We start from the raw sequence: 25,017 nt of genomic DNA, 5'->3' as shown, positions 1-25,017 counted from the left end.
CGCACACGGGCGGACCGTAATACGGCCCCCTGTCACTGGCAACAAAGCCTCTGCAGCACCGCTGACAACATTGTCATGGACAGTTCATTTGCCAGTGGGTGCTCCAGCGCACGCAGCAACGTCTTCGGAAGAGGACCGTTCGGCCGTCCATTGGCGCCTCAAGATTTCAGCTTCCACGAGTGACGACGCACCTCACGAAAAGGAATGGATATGTCCGTCAGCCAGGAGGACCGCATGACAGCCCTGGCGCTCTCGGGAGGCATCGCGCTGGGCTCGTATCAGGCGGGTGTCTACGAGGCCCTGGCCAACACGTCGCAGCTTTCGCCCCGCTGGATCGCCGGCAGTTCCGTGGGCGCGCTCAATGGTGCACTGATCGTCGGCACGCCAGCCGAGAAGCGCTTCGACGTTCTGCGCAGCTATTGGCTCCGGGGTCCGGAAAGCGTGAATGCGCTGTCCTTCTGGGCGACTCGTCATGCGCTGAACTGGGTCAGTGCCGTGCAGTCCAGGCTGTTCGGCGCCCTGGGCCATATTCAGACCTCAGGTCCCCGACTGAAATTCACGGGCTTCTACGACCTCACGCCGACGGTCGCCTTCCTGAAGAAGACGATCGACTTCGGGCGTCTCAATTCCGGCGATCTGCGCTTCACCGTGGCGACCACCGACATCGAAAGCGGCGACGCGGTGATCTTCGACACGGGGAAGGGCGACCGAATCGAGATTGACCACATCCTTGCGAGCTGCGGCTTCCTGCCGGAATTCGCCCCCGTCGAGATCGGGGGCCGGCTGCTGGGCGACGGGGGCCTCTCGATGAACGCGCCGGTCGAGCCCGTGCTCGACGAACTGGCCGGCACCGAGGGCACGCTGATCGTCGTGGATCTCTTCGCCCGCGACGGGGCTCGGCCCGACGGGCTGCAGGCGGCGCTTGCCCGCAAGAACGCGATCCTGTTCGGAAATCAGACCTGGTACCGCCTGGAAGCGTATCGGCGGCTGTGGCAACGCGATCTCGCGGAAGGCCGCGATACGCCGGCCATCCTGTATCTGAGCTACCTTCCGGTGAGTGGCGAGGCCGGACCGGAGGCTCCCTACGACTTCTCGCTCGCGTCGGCGCGGGACCGCTGGGCCGAAGGCTTCCTCGACGGACGCCAGGCCGTCGCCCAGGGGGCGCGGGGCGAGGCCGCGGCCGGGGCGACATTGGTCGTTCGTCGCGTCGCAAAGCCGGCCGCGCAGACGCCCGCGATCTCCAACACCCTCGCAGCCTAGATGGCGACGACGACAGGGGTTCCGGCGATGCGGCCGGCACGCTCCCACCCTTCCTGCAACTACATAGGAGAGACCCGATGAAGGCACTCACCTGGCACGGCAAGAGCGACATACGCTGCGAGAGTGTCCCCGACCCCAAGGTGGAACATCCGCGCGACGCGATCATCAAGGTCACCGCCTGTGCGATCTGCGGCTCCGATCTTCACATCTTCGATGGGGTCATGCCCGGCATGGAAGGGGGCGACATTCTCGGCCACGAGACGATGGGCGAGGTCGTCGAGGTCGGTGCGGAAAACAAGGCCCTCAAGGTAGGCGACCGAGTCGTCGTACCCTTCACCATCTCGTGCGGTGAGTGCTTCTTCTGCAAGAAGGGCTTCTTCTCGGGCTGCGAGCGGACCAATCCGGACAAGGAGAAGGCCGCGAAGCTGTGGGGCCACTCGCCGGCGGGCCTCTTCGGCTACACCCATCTCCTGGGCGGCTATGCCGGCGGCCAGGCCGAATATCTGCGGGTGCCCTATGCCGACGTGGGGCCCATCAAAGTTCCCAACGGCCTGACGGACGAGCAGGTGCTCTTCCTCTCCGACATCTTTCCAACCGGCTACATGGCAGCGGACTTCTGCAACATCCAGCCGGAAGACACGATCGCCATCTGGGGCTGCGGTCCGGTGGGTCAGTTCGCCGTCAAGAGCGCCTTCCTGCTGGGCGCCGCCCGCGTCATCGCCATCGACGCGGTGCCGGAACGGCTGGCGATGGCCGCCGCCTCCGGGGCCATCACGATCGATTTCATGAAGGAGGATGTATACGACCGCATCCAGGACCTGACCCACGGCCGCGGCGCCGATGCCTGCATCGATGCCGTCGGCACCGAGCCGAGGACGGGCGCCAGCTTCGACTCGGTGATCGACCGCGTGAAGGTCGCAACCTTCATGGGGACCGATCGTCCGCACGTGCTGCGTCAGGCGATCCAGAGCTGTCGCAATTTCGGGACCGTCTCGATCGTCGGCGTCTATGGCGGCCTGCTCGACAACATCCCGATGGGCTCGGCGATCAATCGCGGCCTCACCTTCCGCATGGCCCAGACGCCGGTGCAGCACTATCTGCCGAAGCTCCTGGACCGGGTCGAACGGGGCGAGATCGATCCGTCCTTCGTCATCACCCACACCGCCAGCCTCGAGGAGGGGCCGGACCTCTACAAGACGTTCCGCGACAAGAAGGATGGCTGCATCAAGGTGGTGCTCAAGCCATGAACACGACGAACAACATCGAGGCGACCGTTACGCCCAAGGATCGGAATCGCGCGGCGCGGCCGCTCGCCGTCGTCACCGGAGCCTCTTCCGGAATCGGTTTCGAACTGGCGAAGAGGTGCGCCGCCGAAGGGTTCGATCTGGTGATCGCCGCGGACGATCCCCGCATCGAGGAAGCCGCTCGGAGTCTGGCGCTGGTGGGCGGCACCGTGCATGCAGTGCAGGTCGATCTGGCCACGTGCGAGGGCGTCGACCGGCTCCTGGCTGCGGTGAAGGATCGTCCCGTGGATGCCTTGCTGGCCAATGCAGGCCACGGGCTTGGGCGGGCGTTCCTCGATCAGGAGTGGGACGAGATCCGTCACGTGATCGACACCAACGTGACGGGTACTGTTTACCTGCTGCACCAGGTCGGCCGCGAGATGGCCGGCCGCGGTCATGGCCGCATCCTGATCACCGGCTCGATCGCCGGCTTCATGCCCGGCACCTATCAGGCCGTTTACAACGGCACGAAGGCCTTCATCGACATGTTTGCCTATGCGCTCAGGGCGGAGGTGCAGGGCCGCGGTGTGACGGTGACCTGCCTGATGCCGGGCCCGACCGAAACCGACTTCTTCGAGCGCGCGGACATGTTGGACACGAAGGTGGGCCGAGCCGAGAAGGACGATCCGGCCGACGTGGCGGAAAACGGCTTCAAGGCAATGATGGCGGGCGAAAGCGGCGTGGTGAGCGGATGGCAGAACAAACTGCAGGCCGCGCTGGCCAAGATCCTGCCCGAGACGGTGATGGCCGGCCAGCACGCCAGGCAGGCGGCGCCGGGCACCGGTGACAAGGCGTAGCGGGAAAGAGCAAGGCCCCGGTAGCAAAAGCCACCGGGGCCTTTTGATTACTTCTTGAGGTCTTCCGCCATCTTCAGGTGCGTCTTCAGATGCGGCAGGGTCTTCGACGCGAAGGCCTTGAGTTCGGCATTCTCGCCGCCGTTGGCATAGCGCTCGAACAGCGAGACGGCATCCTTGTGAGCTGCTACCTGCATGTCGTCATATTCCTTGGCGAAGCTGGCCCCCGAAAGCGTCTTCAGCTTGTCGATCTTGGACTTGTGTGCCGCGTCCATCTCGGCGGGCAGGGTCGCCTTCACCTTGCCGCTGGTTACCAGGCCCTTCAGTTCGGTCGACGTCTCCGTGTGGTCCTTGATCATCTTCTCCGCGAAGGCCTTGGTCTTGCCATCCGTCTTGGTGACCGCGAGCTTGCTCGACTCGATCTCGGCCATGTCGCTGATCGCAGCCTGGGTCACGAAATCCTGGGGCGAGGGCGCAATGCCCAATGTCGAATTCACGCCCGTGCGCTCGGGAACAGAGGGCTTGGGCTGCGCCGCCGCCATGAACGGAGTAGCGGCCAGTGCGATCGCAACGGCGAAGCCGCCAAGGATGTTTCTGGTCATGCAATTCTCCAAAGCTGTTTGAGGCGCACAGCGAACGAGCCGACTCTCTGCAGGTTGCCTCCCCTGCGTTTCTCCCGGCGCGGACCGTCAGCGCGCGGCCACTTTTTCCCGTCGCCTCATCGACCAGTTGGCCTGGATGCGGATCTCTGGATTGGGAACGGTCCAGCAACCGCCGCCCTCATCGAGGAAGACGACCCATAGAAGGTGCGACTCGGGACCGTAGTCGATGACGAAATGGGCGAGGCCCGGACCCTTCGGGGTCTCGAGCGGGAGGGGTGGGTCCAGCTGGGTGATCATCGCCTTCGAACGGGCTGGGCGCCTTTCGGTTGCCGGAGGCATGTCCTCCGGCAACGGCAGCGGGCGGTCAGTCGAAGCCGAACTGCACCGCTTTCGTCGATGCCTCATCCATGGCCTGCACGACCCTCTGGAAGGAACGTTCGGCGGCGGTGCTGCGCTGCGGCGTTCGCGTGGGCTGAAGGACGAACAACAGCATCGATCTCGCGGTCACGTCATAGACGTGGCGAAAATCGCGCAGCGCCAGGGGTTCCCCGTCGCGATCGCTGGTGTCGATCAGCCTTACCCAGCGGCTGCCACCGACGGCTTCGGGCAAAGTGAACGGCACCGTATCGGTGTGGGAATTCATCACGATCAGCAGCGTCGAATCCGAGCCGACCCGGCGGATGCCGGTTTCCTGGGCGCGACCGTCGAGCAGCACGCCGAGACAGCGCGCGTTGCCGTCGTTCCAGTTGTCGTCGGTCATCTCTTCGCCGGCCGGGGTCAGCCAGCTCACGTCCTTGACGCCCAGCTCCTCGTCGAAGGCGCCGGTGAGGAAGCGGCCGCGCCGCAGCATCGGCAGGGCGTGGCGGATCATGATCAGCTTGCGCACGAACTCGGCGAGGTCGCGCTCGGCCGGGCCAATACCCTCCCAGTCGACCCAAGAGATTTCGTTGTCCTGGCAGTAGCTGTTGTTGTTGCCCTTCTGACTGCGGCCGAACTCGTCGCCGCCCAGCAGCATCGGCGTGCCACGCGACAGGATCAGGGTCGTCAGCATGTTCCGCATCTGGCGCAGACGCGTGCCCAGTATGTCGCGGTCTTCGGTGGGTCCCTCGGCGCCGTAGTTGTTCGAGAGATTGTGCGAGTGACCGTCCTTGTTGTCCTCGCCGTTGGCCTCGTTGTGCTTGTCGTTGTAGGCGACGAGATCGCCGAGCGTGAATCCGTCATGGGCGGTGATGAAGTTGATCGAAGCCCACGGCTTGCGGCCGCGCTTCGCGAAGAGATCGGCCGAGGCCGTCAGCCGGGCGGCCAGCGGCGGCAGCTTGCCCTCGTCACCGCGCCAGTAGGCGCGCACCGTGTCGCGGAAGGCATCGTTCCATTCCGCCCATCCGGGTGAGAAGCGACCGACCTGGTAGCCGCCGGGCCCCATGTCCCACGGTTCGGCGATCAGCTTGACCTCCGACAGCACGGGATCCTGGCGACAGGCGTCGAGGAAGCGCCCTTCCTCTTCGAAGCCGTGCGGCTCGCGGCCGAGGATGGTGGCGAGGTCGAAACGGAACCCGTCGATCCTCATGTCGGTCGCCCAATAGCGCAGACTGTCCATGACGAGCTGGAGGACCCGCGAATTGCTGAGGTTGACGGTGTTTCCGGTGCCCGTGTCGTTGATGTAGTAGCGGCGATCCGGCGCCAGCCTGTAGTAGGAGGCGTTGTCGATGCCTTTGAAGCTGAGGGTTGGCCCGAGCTGGTTGCCTTCGGCGGTGTGGTTATAGACGACGTCGAGGATGACCTCGAGGCCGGCGGCATGAAGATGCGCGACCATCTCCTTGAATTCGGCGAAAGCGAAGTCCGGATTGGCGGCGTAGCGGCGCGCCGGCGCGAAGAAGCCAATCGTGTTGTAGCCCCAATAGTTCTTCAGCCCCTTCTCGAGCAGGTTGCTGTCGTCGACGAAGGTGTGGACCGGCAACAGCTCGATGGCGCTGACCCCGAGCGAGGAGAGATAGTTCGTGATCTCGGCCGAGGCGAGGCCGGCATAGGTGCCGCGCAGCGGTTCCGGCACGGCGGGGTGAAGCTGGGTGAAGCCGCGGACATGCGCCTCGTAGACGATCGTATTCTCCCACGCCGTGCGTCGACGCGGGGCCCGACCCCAACTGAAGGCCGGGTCGATCACGCAGCTCCGGTAGGTGAAAGGAGCCGAGTCCCGTTCGTCGAAGGTCAGGTCGTCGCCGCTCTCCATCTGGTAGCCGAACAAAGCGGGGTTCCAGGTCAGTTTGCCGATCACCTGCTTGGCGTACGGATCGAGCAGCAGCTTGTTCGGGTTGAAGCGATGGCCGGCCGTCGGCTCGTAGGGGCCGTGGACGCGATAGCCGTAAACGGTGCCGGGCCGCGCGTCGGGCAGATACCCATGCCAGACCTCGTCCGTGTATTCCGGCAACACGATCCGCTCGACTTCCCGCTCGCCGCTGGAGTCGAACAGGCAGAGCTCGACCTTCGTGGCGTTGGCGGAGAACAGGGCGAAATTGACTCCGAGTCCGTCCCAGGTGGCGCCCAACGGATAGGGGAGACCCTCGCTCAGGCGAGCGGGACTCATGCTTCGGTGTCCGCGGTCGCCACGAAGGCGGCGCCCGGCGCGAGAACGGCAGGAACTGAAACGGAAATGGTCGTGTCTCCCCTTGTCGACTTAACTCAACGGCCGGGGCGCGCGTTCGTTGCGGCGGGAACGGGGGCGAGACAATGCGCCGGGTTGCGACGGGCGGCCCCGGACTGTAAGCGCTCGCTCACTTTCAGGAGCGGGAACGAAATGGCCGACAACAACGACGATTATGTATACGACGAGGCCAGCGGTGAATGGATCCCCGCAGCCGAAGCCGCCGCGAAGAAGGCTGCAGCCGAAGCCGCTGCGGGTACGGTCGAGGTGCGCGATTCGGTCGGCAATCTGCTGGCCGACGGCGACAGCGTTCTCCTGGTCAAGGATCTGAAGGTCAAGGGCTCCAACCAGACCCTGCAGCGCGGCACGGTGATCAAGAGCATCCGCCTGACCGGTGACGCCCAGGAGATCGACTGCCGCCACGACACCATCAAGGGGCTGGTCCTGCGCGCCGAGTTCGTCCGCAAGCGCTGAGGCGACCGAAGCGCTCCGGCGGGTGGCACGGCCCGTCCGGTCGGGCCCTGACGATATGGTCGTCAGCTAACCCATTGAAATGTAGCGATCTCGATTAAGTTGGTTGGGCCTGTCTGGGCTGCTGCTGCCCAGCGAAGCCCAAACAACCTAGTATGGCAAGGCGCGGCTTGACCCGCGACTACTTGCTTGAACGGAGAATCGCTGGTCTGAAACAGTTCGACGACGCGATCCGCCTCCTCTCCGCTGCCGTGGGGAGTGGGCCGGAAGCCGCAAAGGGTGAACTGAAGGCGCAGTTCGAAGAACTTAAGAAGAGCCGCAACGACTTTGTGACACAGATCGACAAGCAGGTCGCCGCCTTGTAATTCGCTAATACGTTGCAACAAAGTTCGTCAGGGGAGGCTACGCCACTCTCGGCGAGAAGAGCGAACTTCGGGAGCTGATTTTGACGGCCCTTGGCTCGCGAGCTTCTCCAGGCAGGGGCACGCGATCTTGCTGCTTCATTGCCCCGAAGCAGCGAGAATTAGACTGCAACCATTCGGTTGACCGCCTGTCGCTTGCGGATTCCATTCGGCTCTTGTCTTCGATGATCGAGTGTGAGGTCGATCTCGAAGACATCGCAATAACACGAGCGATAACTTTCGCTCTCGCGTGGGGCGAAATCTTGGGAGCGGTCTCGACCGCTCGCGAATATCACGCCTTCCCTGCACCAGAGCGAATCTCGGCTAGGAAGCGATCCCTGACGTACTGAGTATCCTGCTTGGTGGCCGCAGAGTCCCAGCACGTCGCTCCGAGCAGGGCTCCCACCGACGCCGGCGGAATTTCGACCACGCAGTGACCGGCTTGGGCAAAGGCGCCATCGTCTCGCACATACAAATGGAAGGCGCGTGTCTTGCGTAGCGTGTAGCCGAACTGCCTGCCGAACCGCTCGAGGGCTTTCTCGGTATAGAAGAAGACATGCTGCCCGCTCGCCGGCACCAGGTAATCCCAGTCGGGTCCCTGTCCGGCATAAGGCAAGGTCGTAAAGACGACCAGGTCTGCACCCAGTTGAAGCACGCGGCCGAGGTCCGACCGTGGGTCTGGGAAATGCTCGAAGACCTCGAACGCCGTGATGACGGAGTACTCATTGGGCTGGAGTTCTCCGACGCTGAAATAGTCGGCGTACCTGGGCATTTCGTATGGATCGAAGCAGTAGAAGTCGAAGCCGCTATCGCGCATCAGGCGGGTGAGCAGGCCGGAAGATCCGCCAAAGTCCAGGCATCTCTCCCGTGTCACCCCATAGGCGCGTAGGTAATGCGCCAGGCAGATCCAGTTACGCACGCCCCGGCTCGCCTGTTCGACGTCGATGTGGACTCCGCGAAATGCGTACGCTTCCTCGAGCCAATGCGGAGGCGACGTCTGTAGACTTCCGCAGGAGGAACATTCCCAGTAGGGCGTGTCGTGCCGCTCGAGAATGACCCGGTTGAAGGCATGGCGTGCTGGCTCGCCGCAGAGGCGACAGGGAGAGACATTGTCATCTCCCGGCAAGGGGTCACTCGCCGTCATCGTTCCTTCCTTTCAAGCATGGATTCCTCCCCTCGACGCCGGGTTCATCAGGCCGATCATCGGGAAGGTTGCTCGGGCGCCGCCGGCTACCGCTTCATTTCCCGCGCAGCGGGGAGGCAGCACAGCATGGCCTTGAGCTCGGTCCAGTAGGGATCGACGTTGTCCTTGTCGATGACACGGGTGGGCAAGATTATCCGGCCGTTGGGCGGCAGGAAGGATTTCCGTCCCTCCAGGAAGCGGGCCATCGACAGCATGCTGAGGTAGCCCCACTCGTAAGCCTGCTGCACGACCGTTCCGAGCACCGTGCCATCCTTGATGCCCTTGAGTGTGGCCGTCTCCTCGTCGAAGGCCACGACCTTGATCTGGCCCTGCCTGCCGGTTTCCGCCAATGCCTCGAGGATGACCGGCGTATTGTAGTCGTAAAAGCCGACCATGCAGGTTATCTCCGGCCGGCTGGACAGCGTGTCGAGGACGTTGCGCCGTGCACGCGCCTTGTCGAAGTCGTCCCCCAGCACGTCGACCAGTTCCACCATCGAGCCCTTGAGCGCCTCCCGCATGCCCAGCACCCGGTTCTGCGTGTTGGTCGCCTGGAGCAGGCCGACGAAACCCATGCACTTGGCGCCGGCGGGCAGCGCCTTGCGCAGCAGCGAGCCGGCCTGGCGCCCGGCGTCGACGTTGGATGAGCCGAAGTAGGCGGCGCGCTTGCTGTCGATGATGTCGCTGTCCATGGTGAAGATGGTTGCCTGGCGGCTCAAGCGATCGATCGTGGCGCCCATGCTCTTGGTGTCGACGGGACTGAAGACGATGCCGACCACACCCGCGGCGACGAGTTCGTCGAGCAGGCGCGTCTGGGCCGCGGGCGAAGGCTCGTCCAGCGGCTGGAACAGCAGGCGATAGTTCGGCAGCTCGCTTTGCGCCTTGCGCAACCCGGCTTCGGCAGGGCGCCAGAAACTCGTCCGGCTGTTGGTGACGAAGGCCAAGGTTGGCTTGTCGGCGGTCTCGGCGCGCACAGATGGCGCGATCGCCAGCAGCGCCGTTACGACCAGCAGCAGTTTCCTCAAGGCAAATCACCTCCGAGCGTGAGCGCGGCCATATTATGGGGGCGGGAACGACCCTTGGGTATGTCCAATACCGGCGCACGATGATCGCCGATTGTGGGGGCGGGAGCCCGGCGGCATACTGCGCTGAAGTAAGACATTCGTGGAATGCTGGCCGACGGGGACGGCAGACCCGAGGCGGGAGACCCGGCGCGATGACGCGTGTAGCCATGAGTGAAAGCAATCCATGACCGACTCGGCGGTGCTGCGGCCGGCGAGCGGCAAGGGGACAGCCGGCCGGTTCCGGGAGCCGGCCCTCAAGGGCATCGGGGCTTCCGATCAGTCCGACCAGCGCATCAGGGTCATTCCGCCGGCCACGCGCTGGCTCGCCGCCTCGACCGCCGTCGTTTGCCTGGCGGCGCTGACATGGGGTGTGTTCGGCTCGATCCCGACCCGCGTGACCGGGCGCGGCGTGGTACTTTCCGACCAGGAGGGCAATTTTTCCATCGCCGCCACCCGGTCTGGGCCGGTGGTCGAGGTGCTGGTCAAGCCCGGCACCCGCGTGGTCGCGGGGCAGGCCATTGCCATCATCGAGCAGAAGCTGGTGCTGACCCAGATCCAGAATGCCCTGGCGGAGGTGGAGCGGCTCGAGGCGAATCTCGAGCTGCTGAAGGCGACGAATGCCGCGCAGGTCGCCAGCAGCGACGAGGCTGCTGAACGCCAGCGGGCGGCGGTCGAGGAGCAGGTCACAGCGAACGAGGTTCGCCGCGGCCGCCTGCAAGAACTGGTCGACGCCTACCGCGGCCTGCGCGCCAGGGGCATGATCTCCCAGAGCGAGTTCATTTCCCGCCAGGAACAGTACGACCTGACCGTCCTCGAGCTGGCCAACGCGCGGGTGCGCAAAGTCGAGATCGAGCTGGCGGCAGCCACCAAGCGCTACAACCTGGCGGACATCGAACGCCAGAAGCAGGCAGAGATCGACCTCAAGAAGGCGGAGGTCGACCGCTTGCGGGTGGAGATGGAGGTCGGCTCGTTCGTACGCGCGCCTATCAGCGGCATCATACGTGAAATCCGGCTCGGCCGCGGCAGCGTCGCAGGTGCGGGGGCGGTGGTCGGCACCGTCGGGCCAGACCAGCAGAGCTACTACCAGGTCATGGTTCTGCTGCGGGGCAAGACGCGCAAGCGGGCGGCGCCCGGGATGGAAGCGCACATCGTGCCCGACAGCATCAAGAAGGAAGAGTATGGCTCGATGCGCGGCCGGGTCACCGCCGTTTCCGACGAGGACGTGTCGATCGAGCACGTCGAGCAGATCGTGCACAACAACGAGCTGACGCGGAACCTGTTCGGCGGCGAGCCGGCGCTGTTGGCCTATGTTGAACTGGTTCCGACCAAGGACAATCCCAGCGGCTTCGAATGGTGGAGCGGGTCGGGCCCGCCCTACCGCGTCACCGCCGGTTCTGTCGCGACGGCGGAGATCATCGTTGAGAGGGTCCGCCCCATCACCTTGGTGGTGCCGGCGCTGCGCAAATTGCTCAGCATCGAGGGATGACCGTTCGTCTTAGCTTTCGGACGCGGAGGGTTCGGACGCCGACCGTCTTCCAGATGGAGATGGTGGAATCCGGCGCTGCCGCACTCGGCATCGTGCTGGGCTACCACGGCCGGCGCGTACCACTCGAGGCGCTGCGTGTCGCTTGCGGCGTGTCCCGCGAAGGCAGCCGGCCAGCGGAACTCGTGCGCGCAGCCGACGGCTACGGCCTCGAGGCGACGGTCGCTACCACCGATGCCAGCCGGGTGCTGGCTCGCCCGCTGCCGTTGATCGTGCAGATGAACGTCGACGAGTACGTCGTCGTCGAGGGGGTGGTCGGCGACAGGATCTACCTCAACGATCCGGCGACCGGGCCGCGTGAGATCGGCAGCAAGGAGTTCGGCGATCGCTTCAACGGCACGTCGCTGGAATTCAAGAAGCGGGCGGGCTTCAAGCGAAGCGGCGGCGGACCGGGTCTCGCGTCCAAGCTCGGAAGCCGGCTGAAGGGCCTCGACGGCGCGATCGGTTTCGTTGCGTGGGTCAGCCTGATGCTGGTGCTGCCCGGCCTGATACTGCCCGGCATGACCGCCGTGTTCGTCGACAACATCCTGATTCGCCAGTTCGAGGGTTGGCTCGGCCCGATGCTGGTCGGGCTGGCGGCTACGGTCGTGGTCAACGTGGCCCTGCGTTGGCTGCTGGGAGCGGCGCTGCTGCGACTCGAACTGCGGCTGGCGCTCGAGCAGTCGGCAAAGTTCGCCTGGCATGTGCTCAGCCTGCCGATCTCGTTCTTTGCGCAGCGCTTCACCGGCGATCTGGCCAGCCGGGTCGAAGCCAACGACCGCGTGGCGACCCTGCTGGCGCGCGACCTCGGCAGCACGTTGGCCGGCTGCCTGACGGCGGCGTTCCTTGGTGGGGTGATGATCTTCTACGATGGAGTTCTGTCGGCCATCGTGCTGGGCGGAGCGGCCATCAACATCGTCGGGCTGCAACTCCTGCGTCGCTCGCTTTCTGACATTGCGCTGCGCCTTCAGACCGAGCAGGGCCGGCTGTTCTCGACATCGGCGGTCGGCCTGCAGTCGATCGAAACGCTGAAGGCAACGGCGGGCGAGGACGACTTCTTCGTGAAGTGGGGCGGCTTCCACGCCCGCGCCATCAACTCCGAGCAGAAGCTCGCGATTTACCAAGGGGCCATTTCGCTGTTGCCTGCCATGCTGCTCAGTCTGACCTCCGCGGCCGTGCTGGGTGTTGGCGCACTGCGCGTCATCGATGGGCACCTGAGTATCGGCGCGCTGGTCGCGTTCCAGGGGCTCCTGCTGACTTTTTCTGCCCCGGTCCAGGAACTCGTCGGCGTGGCCGGCAAGGTGCAGCAGGCGTCGGCCGACCTGTCGCGACTCGACGATGTCCTGCAGCATCCGCGCGACTGGCGATTCCTCCAGTCTCCTTCAGCACCCGCCGAGGCGCGGGCGATCGGCCGTCTCTCGCTCAAGGGGGTCAGCTTCGGCTACAGCAGCGTCGGACCGCCGCTGATCGAGAACTTCGAACTCGAGACGGAGGCCGGCCAATGGGTGGCGCTGGTCGGCGATTCGGGTAGCGGCAAGTCAACGTTGGGCAAACTGATCACTGGCCTGTTCGAGGCTCAGTCGGGAGAGATCTTGATCGACGGCTACAGCCTGCGCGACTGGGGCCGTGAGCGCCTCTCTAATGTCGTCGCGTCGGTCGACCAGGACATCCGACTGTTCAGCGGCATGGTGCGCGACAACATCACCCTGTGGGACGACTCGGTGGAACACGCCCGGTTGGTGGCGGCGGTCGAAGACGCGGGCCTGATGCCTGCGATCCAGAACCTGCCCGGGAATTTGCGCGGCAGCATTGAGGAGGGCGGCCGAAACCTCAATGGTGGTCAGCGCCAGCGCGTCGAGATCGCGCGCGCCCTCGTGCGAGAGCCGGCTATCCTGGTGCTCGACGAGGCGACCGCTGCGCTCGATTCCGCGAGCGAACACGAGATCCTGACGGCGGTGCGGCGTCGCGGAATGACCTGCATCCTCGTCGCCCATCGCCTTAGCACGATCCGTGACTGCGACGAGATCATCGTGCTGGAACGGGGCAAGGTCGTGGAGCGCGGCAACCACGGCGCGCTGATGGCGCGCGACGGTGCCTATGCCCGGCTGATCCAGGCGGAGCTTGGCGCATGAAGCCTTCCCAGCTTTCCGTCGGGGCCGCGGTTCTCGACCTCGCGACGCTTGACCGGCCATGCCGGCTCGCGCGGCCGGCGCGGCTCTACGCTTCGGTGCTGGGTGGCGACGGCTCGCCCGGCCGCCGTTCCTTTGTGGCCGAACTTGCAGAGGGAGTGGCCGTCTTTGCGCTCGCCGCCGAGGGCGTGTCGTTCCTGCTGATCGGGCACGAGCCGCCGGCGGCGGGCCCGTTGCTGGCGACTGGTCCCATCGAAGCCGCAGGCGTCGATGCCTGGTATGCGGCCTTGCTGTCGTGCCCGGGTCTGGCATGTACCGATGGCGCCGCCGTGCTGATGGCCGGCGGGGAAAGTCGCATCGTGGCATCTGGCGCCGTGGTCTCGTCGCGCGGCCTCGTCTGGTTGCAGGCCGCCGCTGCCGTGCTGCGTTACCCCGCGACCGAGACCAGTCCGCCATCGACCGCCGTGCCACTTCTGGTTCTCTCCTCGCAGGTCCTGGCCGAGGTGGTCGAAGACGCGGAGGTCCAGGTGCTCACCTCGGCCGCCTTGCTCGAGCGACATGCGCCGCAATCGCTGGGCGCGTCGTCCCTGTTGCTGGCGACGCGGCTCGCCGCCACCCTCGTGCTGGACGAGGCGGCGAGGACATCGCGCGCCGGCCACCGCCTTGTGCAGGACGAGGCCGAGGTCGCGCAGGCGATCCAGCGCCTGAGCGACGCCGCTGCCCTGCGGCGACCCAAAATCGCTCCCGAGGCGGAAGGGGCGGCCGGTGCTCTCGCCGGCGCGCTGGCGGTCATCGGCGAGCAGGAAGGCTTCCAGGTCCGGCGTCCCCAGGACGACGATGCGGGCGCGTTCCTGCTCGACAGGCTCGAACGCTTCGGCAGCGCGAGCGGCTTTCGCTTTCGCCCCATCAGGCTCGACGGCGACTGGTGGAAGGAGGAGGGACCGTCGTTCCTCGGGCTCGACACCAACGGCGGGCAGCCGCGGGCCGTCGTGTGGCGGCGGCGGCGCTGGCGTATCGTCGATCCAGAGGCCAGCGGGGAGACCGTTGTCGATGCCGCCGCGGCAGCCGGCCTGGAGCCGCGCGGATACATGATCTACCCGGTCCTTCCCGAGCGGACCACGATGCGCGACGTCTGGCGCTTCACCGTATTCGGAGCGCGCGGCGACATTGCGCGGCTGATCGTCGGTGCCGGCGCGGCCGTGCTCTCGAGCCTGCTGGTCCCGGTGACCACCGGCGCGGTACTGGGATTCGCTGTACCCGACGGCCGGACGTCGCTGCTCGCCGACATGATGATCCTGCTGGTCGCCGCGTCGATCGGGAACATCGGCTTCCAGGTCGTGCGCGCCGTTGCCATGACGCGCCTCGGCTCTTACGTCGACCGACGCCTGCAACCGGCTATCTGGGATCGGGTGATGCGTCTCAAGACGTCATTCTTCCGAGACTACTCGGTGGGCGACCTGACGCTGCGCATCCTCGGCATCGACACGATCCGCCGCATCTTCGCCGGACAGACCCTCAATGCCCTGATCGGCGGAGTCTTCTCGGTCGCCAACCTCGGCATTATGCTGGTTTACGATGCCACGCTGGCGGCCTTCGCGGTCGCCTACACGGTGGTTGCCGCGACCTTTCTGTTTTTCCTAGGTCGCCGCAAGATGCAACTGGACCGGTTGGTGCTCGAGCGCAAGGGCGTCGTCACCGGCATGCTGATGGAAATCCTGGGCGGTATCGCCAAGCTGCGAGTCGCCGCTGCCGAAATGCGCGCGTTCTCGCGTTGGTCGAGCGCGTTCGCCGACCAACGCGCGATGGATGGCCGCTCCGGGCAGGTCGGCGCGTGGCAGATCGTCGTGTCGACCACTCTGCCGATCGTCGGAACGCTGTGCGTCTTCGCCATCGCGGGCAGCGGGCGGCTGTTGGAGGTCGCGGCGTTCGCGGCCTTCAACAGCGCTTTTGCCCAGTTCACCGGCGCCATCCTCAACCTCACCGCTGCCTTTAACCAGGCGCTGGCGGCGGTGCCGCTGTTCGCGCGCATCCGGCCGGTGTTCGAGGCGCCGCTCGAAGTCGATAGCCGGCGCATCGATCCGGGTCCGCTGGCTGGGCACATAGCCGTCCGCAATCTGTCCTTTCGCTACTCACCGGATGGCCCGTGGACGATCGATGGCGTCGACTTTGAGGCACGGCCGGGCGAGTGCGTGGCGATCGTCGGTACGTCCGGGTCGGGCAAGTCCACCTTGCTGCGCCTGTTGCTGGGTTTCGAGACGCCGGAACGCGGTGGCGTCTTCTACGACGACAGGGACCTCGAGACGCTCGACCTGCGGCGCGTGCGCGGCCAGACCGGCACCGTGCTGGAGACGGCCGGACTGGTGCCCGGTACGATCCTTGAGAATATCGCCGGCAGCGCCGCGATCACGCGCGATGAGGTTGTGGAAGCCACCCGCCTCGCCGGCCTGGAGGCCGACATCGCCGGCATGCCGCTCGGCCTCGACACGCTGATCGCCGAGGGAGGAGGGCAGCTGTCGGGCGGCCAACGGCAGCGCGTGATGATCGCTCGCGCGCTGGTCGGACGGCCACGCCTGATCTTCTTCGACCAGGCGACCAGTGCGCTGGACAATCGCACACAGGCCATTGTCGGGCGCAGCCTTGCGGCCATGAATGCCACGCGGATCATCATCGCCCACCGGCTGAGTACGATACGCGACGCAGACCGCATCGTCGTGCTTGAGAGCGGTCGGGTCGTCGAGACGGGCACCTACGAGGAACTGGTCGGCCATGAAGGCGCGTTCCGCCGCCTGGTGCAGCGGCAATTGCTGTAGACGCGGGGCCGGAAAGGGTAAGGTATGCGGCAGGAGAAGAGCCGATGAGTCTCGCCGAGATGGAGCGCTACGCGGCTGACCTCAGGTCGGACATGACATTGCGCGCGGAAGCCGAGCGGGCGCAGGTCGATCACCTCGAAGGCATGCTGCTGTCGAGCGCAGTGGCGTTCGCGGCGTCGCGGGGCTACCGCTTCACGGTGGAAGAGGCGAAGGCGGTCACGCGCGCGCGGTCGCGCGCCGTCGGCAGAGAACTGCAGGATGTCGAGCTCGATGGCCCGGCCGGGGGCCCCTGCTGGCACTGGGCGATCTTCGTGGTGAGGGGCACGGGCCAGTTCGACTTCGATCACGGGCGCTACTGGTCGCTCGGCCCACCGCGTCGCTCAGCCGACGATTGACGGCGGCTGAGGTGGCACGGCGCTGGCCGCGTCGAGGGCAGCCAGCGACTCGGCGTCGAGGTCGAGGCAGGGCGCCGCCAACAATGCTTCCAGTTGCCCGAGGGTCGTGGCGCTCGCAATAGGAGCGGTGACCGACCGCCGGTGAAGCAGCCAGGCGAGCGCGACGGTGGTGCTGCTCGTGCCGTGCTTGTGCGCGACGGCGTGTAAGGCGTCGAGTACGGCGAGACCGCGCGGGGTCATGTACTTGCGCACGGTCTGGCTGGCGCCTCGCACGCTCTTGTCGTAGTCCGCCTCCGATCGGTACTTGCCGGTGAGGAAGCCGGCCGCGAGGGGATAGTAGGGCAGGACACCGAGGCCAAGGCGCAGGCACTGTTCCTCCAACGCTCCCTCGAACAGAGAACGTTCCAGAAGGTTGTAGTGCGGTTGCAGGCTCTGGTAGCGCGGCAGGTCGTTGGTGCGGGCGACCCTGTCCGCCTCGGCCAGCCGCTCTGCGTCGTGGTTCGACGCGCCGATGCAGCGGATCTTACCTTCCCGGATCAACTCGCCATAGGCGGACAGCGTTTCTTCCAGCGGTACCGCCGTGTCGTCGCGATGCGACTGGAAGAGGTCTATGCAGTCGACGTTCAGGCGGGCGAGCGAGGCCTCGACCGATTCCCGCAGCCGTGTCCGCGACAGCTCCGTGCACTTCGTGGCGATCAGCACCTTGTCCCGTTTGCCCGGGTTCCTGCGCAGCCAGTTGCCGATCACCTCTTCCGATCGTCCCCACGCACTCTGCGGCGCCCAGAAAGTGTAGCTCTCCGCGGTTTCCACCAAGGAGCCGCCAGCATCGACGAAGGCATCGAGCAGGCGATGTGACATGGTCTCGTCGGCGGTCCAACCGAAGACGAGGCCGCCCAGGGCGATCGGCCGGAACTCGAGGTCGCTGTTCCCCAGCCTGCGCTTGTCCATGCCGTCGATCCTCGCTCTTGTCGCCGCGCTGCTGAGGACCTCACGCCAGGATACGGCGCAAGATGCCGGCGATCGTGTCCCGATTGTGCGCCTGAAGGCGATCGGCGGCCTGTCGCGTCCGTTCCCGCAGGCTGGCCTGGGCTGCGTCGTCTAGCGCTCGCGCTTCAGTCAAGCCAGAGGCGAGATCGTCGCCCTGGTAGCACACCATGAAGTCGAGGCCGAAGCGTCGGGCGATCGCCTCGTTGACGATCATTGGAATCCCGAGTCCGAGCGAGAGGGGGACTGCAGCCGGCGTCCGGACTTTGTAGTCCCCCCCGAAAACGCGGTCGTCGACCAGCGGAAGCAGGAAGCGGCCCTGGCGCAGGCGTTCGAGGAACTCGCCGTATGGCAGGTAGCCGCTGAACCTGACCTTGTCGGCCAGGCCGCAGTCGGCGAGGTCGCGCATCAGCCTACCGACGTTCGGATCGTCCGCGAGGTTGGCGTAGCGGCTGCCGCCAACAATGAACACGCTCTCGTCCGGCGCCAGCGCCGCGCACGCGCTCAGCAGGGACCCGATGGCCTTCCGGCCATAGTCGATGGAGCCTGCGAAGACGAACGTGTCGCGCGGCACCGGGGGCGGTCCATCCGGTTTCGCGAAAGGCATGATCCAGGCGGCATCGGGGCATCGCGGCCGGATGTGCTCGGCGGCCTGGCGCGACAGGGTGACGATGGCATGCTGGCCGGAACGCGTGTGGCGCTTCAGGTCGGTGCGTAGGGCCGTCCGTCGGCGCAGGGTCATGCCGTTGGGCCCGCGCCACGTCGTGCCGCGATCGGTGCTGAAGAAGGTCAGCCGCCGGCCGTCCTCCCACAGCACCAGGTGGTTGCCTTCACGCGACCACTGGCGCCTGCGGCGACGCCTGCCCTGCCAATAGAAAGTGTGGTCGCGAAACAGGTTGAGGGTGCCCCACCCCTTGGAATGGCGGCCATCGTAGGTTGCCTCCGGGCACCGTAGGTTCCACTGGAGGGGTTCGTGCACCATGCTGATCGACGGGCATCCGATCCTGTTGATCAGGTCGAGCCCGGGCAGCGGCTGGAATTTGTCGACGTCGTTGTACCCCTCGTGCATGAGGGTGCCGAGCACCACCAGATCGTAGCGATGGAACGGGATGTCCCATAGCCGTTCGATTGGCAGTCGCTGCTTGCCGAGCATCGCCACGGTCTCGAGATGGCCCGGTGTGTCGGGACAGGCAATGTCGACCGTGAAGCCGCTCTCGCCAAGCAGGCTCACCCATGCCGGGAAGATTTCCCAATGATAGGGGCAGCACTCGATCAGCAGGCAGGATGGCAACGCGAAAGTCCCTCGTGGTGTGCGCGGTCCCGAGGCGATCGCGGCGGCGCTAACATCATGGGGGTATAATTCTTGCTGCGCCACTGAGACTCGTTACAAGATGATCGTCCTTGCTACCCGGCCGAGCCGGCAACGACGGTGTGTACCTTGTATACTTTGGGCATCAGCGGTTCTCCCTTTCTCGCCCAGGATCTGGTTTCATTCGACCAGTCGTGGTGGCACGACGCGGCGGCGGTCCTGCTGAAGGAAGGGACGGTGGTCGCGGCGATCGAGGAAGAGCGGCTGAGCCGCGACAAGCACACGAGCCGCTTTCCCCAACTGGCCATCGTCGCCTGCCTCGCCGAGGCCGGCATCGGGATCGGCGACGTCGACTGCGTTTCCTACTACACGGGCGAGCGGCATGCGCGGGGGGCGCTCACCGCCGTGTCGATGGGCAATCCCCATCTCGTCGACACCGATCCCTCATCCGTGCTGCGCGATTCGCTGGCCCGTTCCGTCGGCGCCGAATATCGCGGCCGACTCGACCTCGTAAAGCATCACCTCGCGCACGCTGCGTCCGCGCATCACCTGTCCGGCTGGTCGGATTGCCTGGTGGTCACGACCGACGGTCGCGGCGACCAGGAATCCGGCATGGTGATCGACGTTCGCGACAACCGCTGGACGACCCTGCTCGACTTGCCGATCGCCGATTCGCTGGGCCTGTTCTACGAGAGGATGATCCGCTTCATCGGCTACGGCTCCTTCGAGGAGTACAAGGTCATGAGTCTGGCGTCCTATGGCGACCCCGAGCCCTACCGGAAGCTGTTCCAGGGGCTCTACAGGCTGCTGCCGCAGGGGCGGTTCAACATCGAGCAGGGCTGGGATTCTTCCGTCGTCTTCGAGCACTTCGTGCCGCGTCGCCGGCACGAGCCGATCACCCGCAAGGACATGGATTTCGCCGCCGCGCTGCAGGAGGCGCTCGAGCACATGGCGGGACACCTGCTGGCACACTTTCGCGAAGGGACGGGCCAGCGGCGTCTCGCGATGGCGGGCGGCGTCGCGCTGAACTGCGCCATGACCGGCAAGCTTCTGCTCAAGGACATGTTCGACGAGGTCTTCGTCCAGCCGGCCTCGAACGACGCGGGCTGCGCGCTGGGCGCGGCGCTGTACTCGGCCACGCAAGCCGACCGTCCATCGTCGCCGCAGATGGAACATTGTTACTGGGGCACGGCGCTGCCGTCGACCGACGAGGTCGAGCGCATAGTGGACAAGTGGCAGGACGTCGTGACCGCCCGCAGGATCGGGCCTTTGTTCGATGAGGCAGCCAGCCTGCTGGAAAGCGGCGCCATCATGGGTTGGGCGCAGGGGCGGATGGAGTTCGGCCCGCGAGCGCTCGGTAACCGCAGCATCATTGCCGACTCCCGTTTCGCCTCCGCGACCAAGCGCATCAACAGCGTCATCAAGAAGCGCGACAACTTCCAGCCCTTCGCGCCGTCGGTGCTGGAGGAGGAACTGCATACGTTTTTCGATCTGCCGTGCCGGGTCACGAAGCTGCCCTTCATGGTCTTCACGGCCAACGTCCGCCCGGCCTGGCGCGACAAGCTCGGCGCCATTACCCACGTCGATGGCACGGCGCGGGTGCAGACCGTCTCGCGCAAGCACAACCAGCGCTACTGGTCGCTGATCCGCGCGCTGGGCGACCGGACCGGCGTGCCGATGGTGCTGAACACCTCCTTCAACAACCAGGCCGAGCCGATCGTGAGCTCGGTCGAGGATGCGCTGGCCTGCTTCGTCAGCACCGATCTCGATCACCTCGTGATCGACGATTTCCTGGTCTCCAAGCGGACCGACACGGTGGAGCCGCTGTGGACCTATCGGCTGAAGCTCAGGCCGCTCTTCCAGCTCTGGCACCGACCGGGGCCGAGGCCGGCCTGGGAGATTCGCCAGACATCGTTTCCGACAGTGCGGCCGATTTCGGCCGAGGTGTACCGGCTGCTGTCGAGCCTGGGCGACGCGACGGTCGCGGAGCGCGCCGCCGCGACGGGGCTCGAGGCGCACAAGGCGGCGCTCCTGAATGAACTGCTGGCATTGTGGAACAGCCGGATCGTCAGCCTGTCGCCGGCGGCTTGAGCGTTTCGAGTCAGGTCGGGAAGAGGCCTCCGGTTCCGCCGACCCGTTGCGCGAGCGCGAGCGCCCGCATCCCGCGCTTCACTTCGCGCTGGCGCAGCCGCGCCCAGCCGTAGCGGGACAGTTCGCCGGCGAAGAGACGACGCGCGTCGCCATTGTCTGAGCGGGCGAGGATGTCGCCGAACCGGCGGCCCGGCGCCGGCTCATCGACAAGGCCCTCGATCGCGAGGTCGAAGCGGATGAATTTGCCGAGCGCCCGGCGGCAGAGATCGCGCTCGAGGGCGGTGAGTGGTTCGCCGGGCAATGTATTGACCAGGCCTTCCTCGAAGTCAGCCAGCGCTTCGGGCCACAATGCCAGACGCGCCATTACGCAGGCGCGTTGCAGCAGGGCGCGGCGGCGGCTCTTGCCGTCGAGTTCTCCCGCTCCGAGGCTGCGCGGCAGGTACTCGCCCAGCCCGAGCTGGGCACGGAGGCGCAGATGGATGTCGCGGTTCTCCAGCACCCAGTAGCGGCTGCGATGCTCGGCCGGGAACAAGGCGCCGGGCCGGCCGCGCAACCCGGCATGCTGGCGGAACAGGAAGGTCGGGGCGTCGAGACGCCGGCCGGTGAAGCGGCGGCCGAGCCGCAGGATCATGTCGTAGTCGTCGCACAGGTTCAGGCGGTCGTTGAACAGGCCGATCTCGCGGTAGCACCGGGTGCGGACCAGCATCGCCTGCAGCTGCATGAAGTTCTGTTCGAGCAGGCGCGAGAATGCCTCGTCGGCCGAGACCTCGGGCATCGGCAGCGGGCCTTTTTCCTCTGTCCGACCGTCGGGGTGCGTCTGCAGGATGATGCAGCCCGCGTAGGTGAAGTCGACCGACGGCTCGGCCTCCAGCACCGCGAGGTGGCGCTCCACGCTCTGCGGCACGGCGAGGTCATCGTCGTCGAAGATCCACAGATAATCGCCACGAACCTCGGGAATCGCCCGGTTTACGGCGCGTGGCCGGCCGCTGTTGGTCTGGTCGATGACCTCGATGCGCCTGCCATAGCGGGCGAGGACCTCCGGCGTGGTGTCGGTCGAACCGTCGTTGACCACGATGACCTGGGCGGGCGGGACGGTCTGGCCCAGCACGCTGTCCAGGGTCTCACCGATGAAGTGGGCCCTGTTGCAGGTTGGGATAATGACGGTGACAGAGGGAGCGCGCATCTCGATCCGCCGCTACAGGCGCGGGGTGGTGGTCAATCCCAAAGATCGAGCCCGAGCAGCTTGCGGCCGAGCGGCGTCAGGTGAGCGGGTGGCCCCAGTTCGCGTGGATCGAGGCCGAGGCCCGACGGTCCAACGCGGCGCTCCCACTGGGCGATCCGCTGGCGGCGCAACTGGTCGTACATCTCGACTTTGGGGTCGTCGACCGAGTGCTGGTCGGAGATCTCGTGGCCGGCCGGGGCGCACAAGATGAACTGCGCCAGTCGCGGCCGGTTGCTGCGGTTGACACCCGCGCCGTGCGGCAGGGCACGATGCCAGACGATGAGGTCGCCAGGTCGAGCCTCTATGGTTCGCACCCGCGACAGGTCGAAGGCCGGCGGTGCGCCGATGTCGCGCTGGTCGAGCGGGGTCTTCGACCATTCGATGGTCTCGCGGTGCATGCCCGGGATGCAGTGGAAGCCACCGTGATCGGCCGTACTGTCGGACAGGCAGAGCACGGCCTGCAGCCCGAACTTGATCGGCGTTTCGCTCAGGTCGAGGTCCCAGTGGAGGAAGGGAGGATAGTCCCACTCGGGATGGTTGGGGCTAACCGGCGGCTTCATCGAGGCGCGGTCGAGGCTCACCCACAATTTCGGCGTCTTCCAGAACTGGCGAAAGGCATTATAGACGCGCGGCGCCTGGCGCGTGTCCCAGAATGCCTGGTGCTGGTGCATGTGGACCAGGCCGTCTGGCGTGTGGGGCGGGCGGTACCAGTCGTCTGGCTGGCCGGGGTCCATGCCAAGGAAGTCCCAGATCGCCGCGGTTGCGGCGGCAACCTGCTCGGGCGACACGGCATCGCGCAGGATGACGTAGCCGTGGGTCTCGAAATGTTCGAGGTCCTCCGGCAGGAAGACGTCTTCGTCCAGTCCGGTCATGCCTGCGCCTTTGCCGTGACCTGCGCCTCGCGGGTCGTCTCGCTCGGCGCATCGGGCCGGAACGAGGACACTGTCGAGTTCGTCACGAGGATGGACGACAGCTCTGGCCGGATCTCATGCTCGAAGTCGGCGTACCTGTTCTTGAAGCACCAGCTGCAGTGCTCATGGTAGGGATGGTCCTCGCGCTTGGCGAGGTGGGTCGCGCGCAGCGACACCAGCGGCGCGCTGTTCCAGATCTCTTCGAAGGGCTTTTCGAGGATGTTTCCGGATGTCAGGTCGTCCCGGCCGATCAGGTGATCGCAGAAGCCGACATCGCCAGCATAGGTGATATAGGTATACATCCAGGGGTGGATGCAGCGATCAAGAAGGCGATCCTTCAGCACGAGGTTGGTGGTCATCGCTGAGCCAAGCTGCAGCGTTATGCCATAGCCGTTCGCCTGTTCCCGTAGCCGTTCGAGCAGCGGTGGGATCGCCGGTTCGACGTGCTCGAGGTGTTTGGGATCGCTGGGCCAGCAGGCGATCGGGATCATGTGGACGCGGCCGACGCCGAGGTCGTGCGCCCAGCGCAGAAGCTGTTCGAGGTTGCCAAGGTTGCGCGAACTGACTGTGACCGTCAGATAAACGTTGCCCGGATCGTTGCCATAGACGTCGCGCCAATGCACGAGCGTCTTCAGCGCCTGTTCGATCGGCTCGATGTCGCAACCGCGTAGTTCCTGCAGCAGCCCGTTCTCGATGGCGTCCACCGAAATGCCGACCCACGTGCCGTGGCGCATCAGGTGCTGCCAGACGTCGGACTTGCTGCGAACTGTGCCGTTGGACAGTACGCGGAGCTGGACCCCGGGTTGTGCGAAGCGCTCGACGATGGGTAGGAAATCACGCCGCAGCAGGCTTTCGCCCCAGCCACGCAGGTCCACGACACGCGCCGTGGGCAGGAGGTCTTCCTCGATTCGGCGCAGCACGGTCTCGCTCATGTCCAGGCTGCGCTCGGTCATCATGCCGGACCGGCACATGCTGCAGGCGAGGTTGCAGCGCCGCGTCAGTTCGAGGAACAGGATGTTGGGAACGCCGCGCATGGTCGCGATGCCATTGGCGATCTCGCGCTCGATAATTTTGCTGTTCTCTTCGCGCAGGTCGTTGCGTGCCGGCTCCGCCGATATCCACGGTTTCAGGTGCACGGCCTCCTCCACATTCAATTGGCGGACGCGGCCGATGCCCACCCGTCCCCGGTTGGCGACCAGTTCACCGCGCGCGATCTTCTCGACGCTGAGCTGGAAATGCTCCAGCAGCGTTCCCTTGGTCGAGCCCCAGTCGCGGCCGATGTCCTTCACCCGGGTGAACGCGATTCGCTCGCCATTCTCGTGCTGGATGCAATCGAGGAAGCGTCGGTCGATCGGCGCGCACCTGTACTTGCGCTGCCACATGCGATTGTAGAGGTCGAGGTCCTCGTAGCCCCAGGCCACCATGTCTTCGTCGTAACCGCCGGAGTCGAGGAAGGCCTGGCGCCGGGTGGCCATGCGGCCTGTCCAGCCATGGTCGCCAACGATCGGCGAGAACACGCCATCGGCGAAATCGCAGCCGACCAACAGGTCGTTGTCCTGCATCCGTTCGTCGATGTAGCGGGCGTATCCGGGACCAGTGAAGTTGTCAGCATCGATGTTGCCGATCACCTCGCCGCCGCACAGCCGCGCGGCCATGTTGCGCGAATGGCTGAAACTGAAGAACTGGGCGTGGTCGTAGCGGTAGTAGACGAGTCTTCCCGACGCGAGCTCGCTGGAGAACTCGGCCTGGAGCCAGGAGGCGACGTCGTCGGGCGAGCCGTAGTCCAGGATCACGAACTCGAGGCTGGGATGGTCGGCATTCCAGGCGAGATTCCGGGCGAGGGTCTGTTGCAGATGATGACGCCGTCCCATGCAGACGGTGAAAAAAGACAAGCGCGGCGCGGCGGCCTCCTCCCGAGGACTGGACATGCCGTTCACGAGGCCGGATCGCC

At 65.8% G+C, this 25,017-nt stretch carries 20 protein-coding genes; 10 read left to right on the top strand and 10 right to left on the bottom strand.

The features are described from left to right. Positions 1–234: 234 nt before the first annotated feature. The 3 genes from ACT6UX_RS01565 to ACT6UX_RS01555 all read left to right on the top strand — a co-directional run bounded on the left by ACT6UX_RS01565 (position 235) and on the right by ACT6UX_RS01555 (position 3,340). Positions 235–1,260, top strand: coding sequence for a patatin-like phospholipase family protein (locus ACT6UX_RS01565; protein ID WP_444773380.1), 1,026 nt, complete (start codon positions 235–237; stop codon positions 1,258–1,260). 77 nt (positions 1,261–1,337) lie between these two features. Beyond that, on the top strand, positions 1,338–2,507 hold the full coding sequence (locus ACT6UX_RS01560; RefSeq protein ID WP_444773379.1) for a zinc-dependent alcohol dehydrogenase: 1,170 nt from the start codon (positions 1,338–1,340) through the stop codon (positions 2,505–2,507). Next, positions 2,504–3,340 carry an SDR family NAD(P)-dependent oxidoreductase gene (locus ACT6UX_RS01555; protein WP_444773378.1) on the top strand — a complete coding sequence of 279 codons (837 nt, stop codon included), beginning with the start codon at positions 2,504–2,506 and terminating at the stop codon, positions 3,338–3,340. Before ACT6UX_RS01560 ends, ACT6UX_RS01555 begins: the two co-directional genes overlap by 4 nt. Before the next feature lie 47 nt (positions 3,341–3,387). Here ACT6UX_RS01555 and ACT6UX_RS01550 read toward each other — a convergent pair whose 3' ends face one another. The 3 genes from ACT6UX_RS01550 to glgX form a co-directional block, all read right to left on the bottom strand. Next, on the bottom strand, positions 3,388–3,939 hold the full coding sequence (locus ACT6UX_RS01550) for a DUF4142 domain-containing protein (RefSeq protein WP_444773377.1): 552 nt from the start codon (positions 3,937–3,939) through the stop codon (positions 3,388–3,390). An 87-nt stretch (positions 3,940–4,026) separates the two neighbouring features. Then, positions 4,027–4,236: a hypothetical protein gene (locus tag ACT6UX_RS01545; RefSeq protein ID WP_444773376.1), complete on the bottom strand. Its 210-nt coding sequence runs from the start codon at positions 4,234–4,236 to the stop codon at positions 4,027–4,029. A 67-nt stretch (positions 4,237–4,303) separates the two neighbouring features. Next, a complete protein-coding gene (gene glgX, locus ACT6UX_RS01540) occupies positions 4,304–6,520 on the bottom strand; it encodes a glycogen debranching protein GlgX (protein WP_444773375.1) in 2,217 nt (738 codons plus the stop codon). A gap of 210 nt (positions 6,521–6,730) precedes the next feature. On the opposite strand from glgX, the gene ACT6UX_RS01535 reads away from it, so the two are divergent. Then, positions 6,731–7,051, top strand: coding sequence for an alkylphosphonate utilization protein (locus tag ACT6UX_RS01535; protein ID WP_444773374.1), 321 nt, complete (start codon positions 6,731–6,733; stop codon positions 7,049–7,051). Positions 7,052–7,218: 167 nt separating this feature from the next. Then, complete coding sequence (locus ACT6UX_RS01530; protein WP_444773373.1) at positions 7,219–7,413, top strand: hypothetical protein; 195 nt, start codon at positions 7,219–7,221, stop codon at positions 7,411–7,413. A gap of 328 nt (positions 7,414–7,741) precedes the next feature. On the opposite strand, the gene ACT6UX_RS01525 is transcribed toward ACT6UX_RS01530, so the two are convergent. Continuing rightward, entirely contained in the window at positions 7,742–8,593 is an 852-nt protein-coding gene (locus ACT6UX_RS01525) for a class I SAM-dependent methyltransferase (protein ID WP_444773372.1), read from the bottom strand. A gap of 86 nt (positions 8,594–8,679) precedes the next feature. Continuing rightward, positions 8,680–9,654, bottom strand: coding sequence for a substrate-binding domain-containing protein (locus ACT6UX_RS01520; protein WP_444773371.1), 975 nt, complete (start codon positions 9,652–9,654; stop codon positions 8,680–8,682). A gap of 223 nt (positions 9,655–9,877) precedes the next feature. Between ACT6UX_RS01520 and ACT6UX_RS01515 the strand changes: the two genes are divergently transcribed. From ACT6UX_RS01515 to ACT6UX_RS01500, 4 genes are read left to right on the top strand one after another with little or no spacing between them, the layout of a single operon-like run. Then, positions 9,878–11,179, top strand: coding sequence for an NHLP bacteriocin system secretion protein (locus ACT6UX_RS01515; RefSeq protein WP_444773370.1), 1,302 nt, complete (start codon positions 9,878–9,880; stop codon positions 11,177–11,179). Next, positions 11,176–13,347, top strand: a complete 2,172-nt coding sequence (locus ACT6UX_RS01510; RefSeq protein ID WP_444773369.1) for an NHLP family bacteriocin export ABC transporter peptidase/permease/ATPase subunit — start codon at positions 11,176–11,178, stop codon at positions 13,345–13,347. Before ACT6UX_RS01515 ends, ACT6UX_RS01510 begins: the two co-directional genes overlap by 4 nt. Then, positions 13,344–16,154, top strand: coding sequence for an NHLP bacteriocin export ABC transporter permease/ATPase subunit (locus ACT6UX_RS01505; RefSeq protein ID WP_444773368.1), 2,811 nt, complete (start codon positions 13,344–13,346; stop codon positions 16,152–16,154). Before ACT6UX_RS01510 ends, ACT6UX_RS01505 begins: the two co-directional genes overlap by 4 nt. 44 nt (positions 16,155–16,198) lie before the next feature. Beyond that, positions 16,199–16,549 (top strand): hypothetical protein, encoded by a 351-nt coding sequence (locus tag ACT6UX_RS01500; RefSeq protein ID WP_444773367.1) that lies wholly within the window; start codon positions 16,199–16,201, stop codon positions 16,547–16,549. Here the strand turns inward: ACT6UX_RS01500 and ACT6UX_RS01495 are convergent. Beyond that, the gene (locus ACT6UX_RS01495) at positions 16,535–17,497 is read right to left on the bottom strand and encodes an aldo/keto reductase (protein WP_444773366.1); all 963 of its coding nucleotides are present in this window, start codon (positions 17,495–17,497) and stop codon (positions 16,535–16,537) included. The two genes, ACT6UX_RS01500 and ACT6UX_RS01495, sit on opposite strands and share 15 nt — an antisense overlap. Before the next feature lie 40 nt (positions 17,498–17,537). Continuing rightward, positions 17,538–18,824 carry a hypothetical protein gene (locus ACT6UX_RS01490; protein ID WP_444773365.1) on the bottom strand — a complete coding sequence of 429 codons (1,287 nt, stop codon included), beginning with the start codon at positions 18,822–18,824 and terminating at the stop codon, positions 17,538–17,540. A 138-nt stretch (positions 18,825–18,962) separates the two neighbouring features. Between ACT6UX_RS01490 and ACT6UX_RS01485 the strand changes: the two genes are divergently transcribed. Beyond that, on the top strand, positions 18,963–20,933 hold the full coding sequence (locus tag ACT6UX_RS01485; protein WP_444773364.1) for a carbamoyltransferase family protein: 1,971 nt from the start codon (positions 18,963–18,965) through the stop codon (positions 20,931–20,933). A gap of 10 nt (positions 20,934–20,943) precedes the next feature. Here ACT6UX_RS01485 and ACT6UX_RS01480 read toward each other — a convergent pair whose 3' ends face one another. Genes ACT6UX_RS01480 through ACT6UX_RS01470 form a run of 3 tightly spaced genes read right to left on the bottom strand, consistent with a single transcriptional unit; the run spans position 20,944 to position 24,994 of the window. Continuing rightward, positions 20,944–22,116: a glycosyltransferase family A protein gene (locus ACT6UX_RS01480; RefSeq protein ID WP_444773363.1), complete on the bottom strand. Its 1,173-nt coding sequence runs from the start codon at positions 22,114–22,116 to the stop codon at positions 20,944–20,946. 32 nt (positions 22,117–22,148) lie between these two features. Beyond that, positions 22,149–23,027, bottom strand: a complete 879-nt coding sequence (locus ACT6UX_RS01475; protein WP_444773362.1) for a phytanoyl-CoA dioxygenase family protein — start codon at positions 23,025–23,027, stop codon at positions 22,149–22,151. Further along, positions 23,024–24,994, bottom strand: a complete 1,971-nt coding sequence (locus ACT6UX_RS01470) for an SPASM domain-containing protein (protein ID WP_444773361.1) — start codon at positions 24,992–24,994, stop codon at positions 23,024–23,026. Before ACT6UX_RS01470 ends, ACT6UX_RS01475 begins: the two co-directional genes overlap by 4 nt. Positions 24,995–25,017 lie beyond the last annotated feature (23 nt).

Origin of the sequence: Reyranella sp. (assembly GCF_052439685.1) — a bacterium.
In the GTDB taxonomy this organism is placed as follows: Bacteria; Pseudomonadota; Alphaproteobacteria; order Reyranellales; family Reyranellaceae; genus Reyranella.
This window is presented reverse-complemented; position numbering and strand designations above follow the sequence as displayed.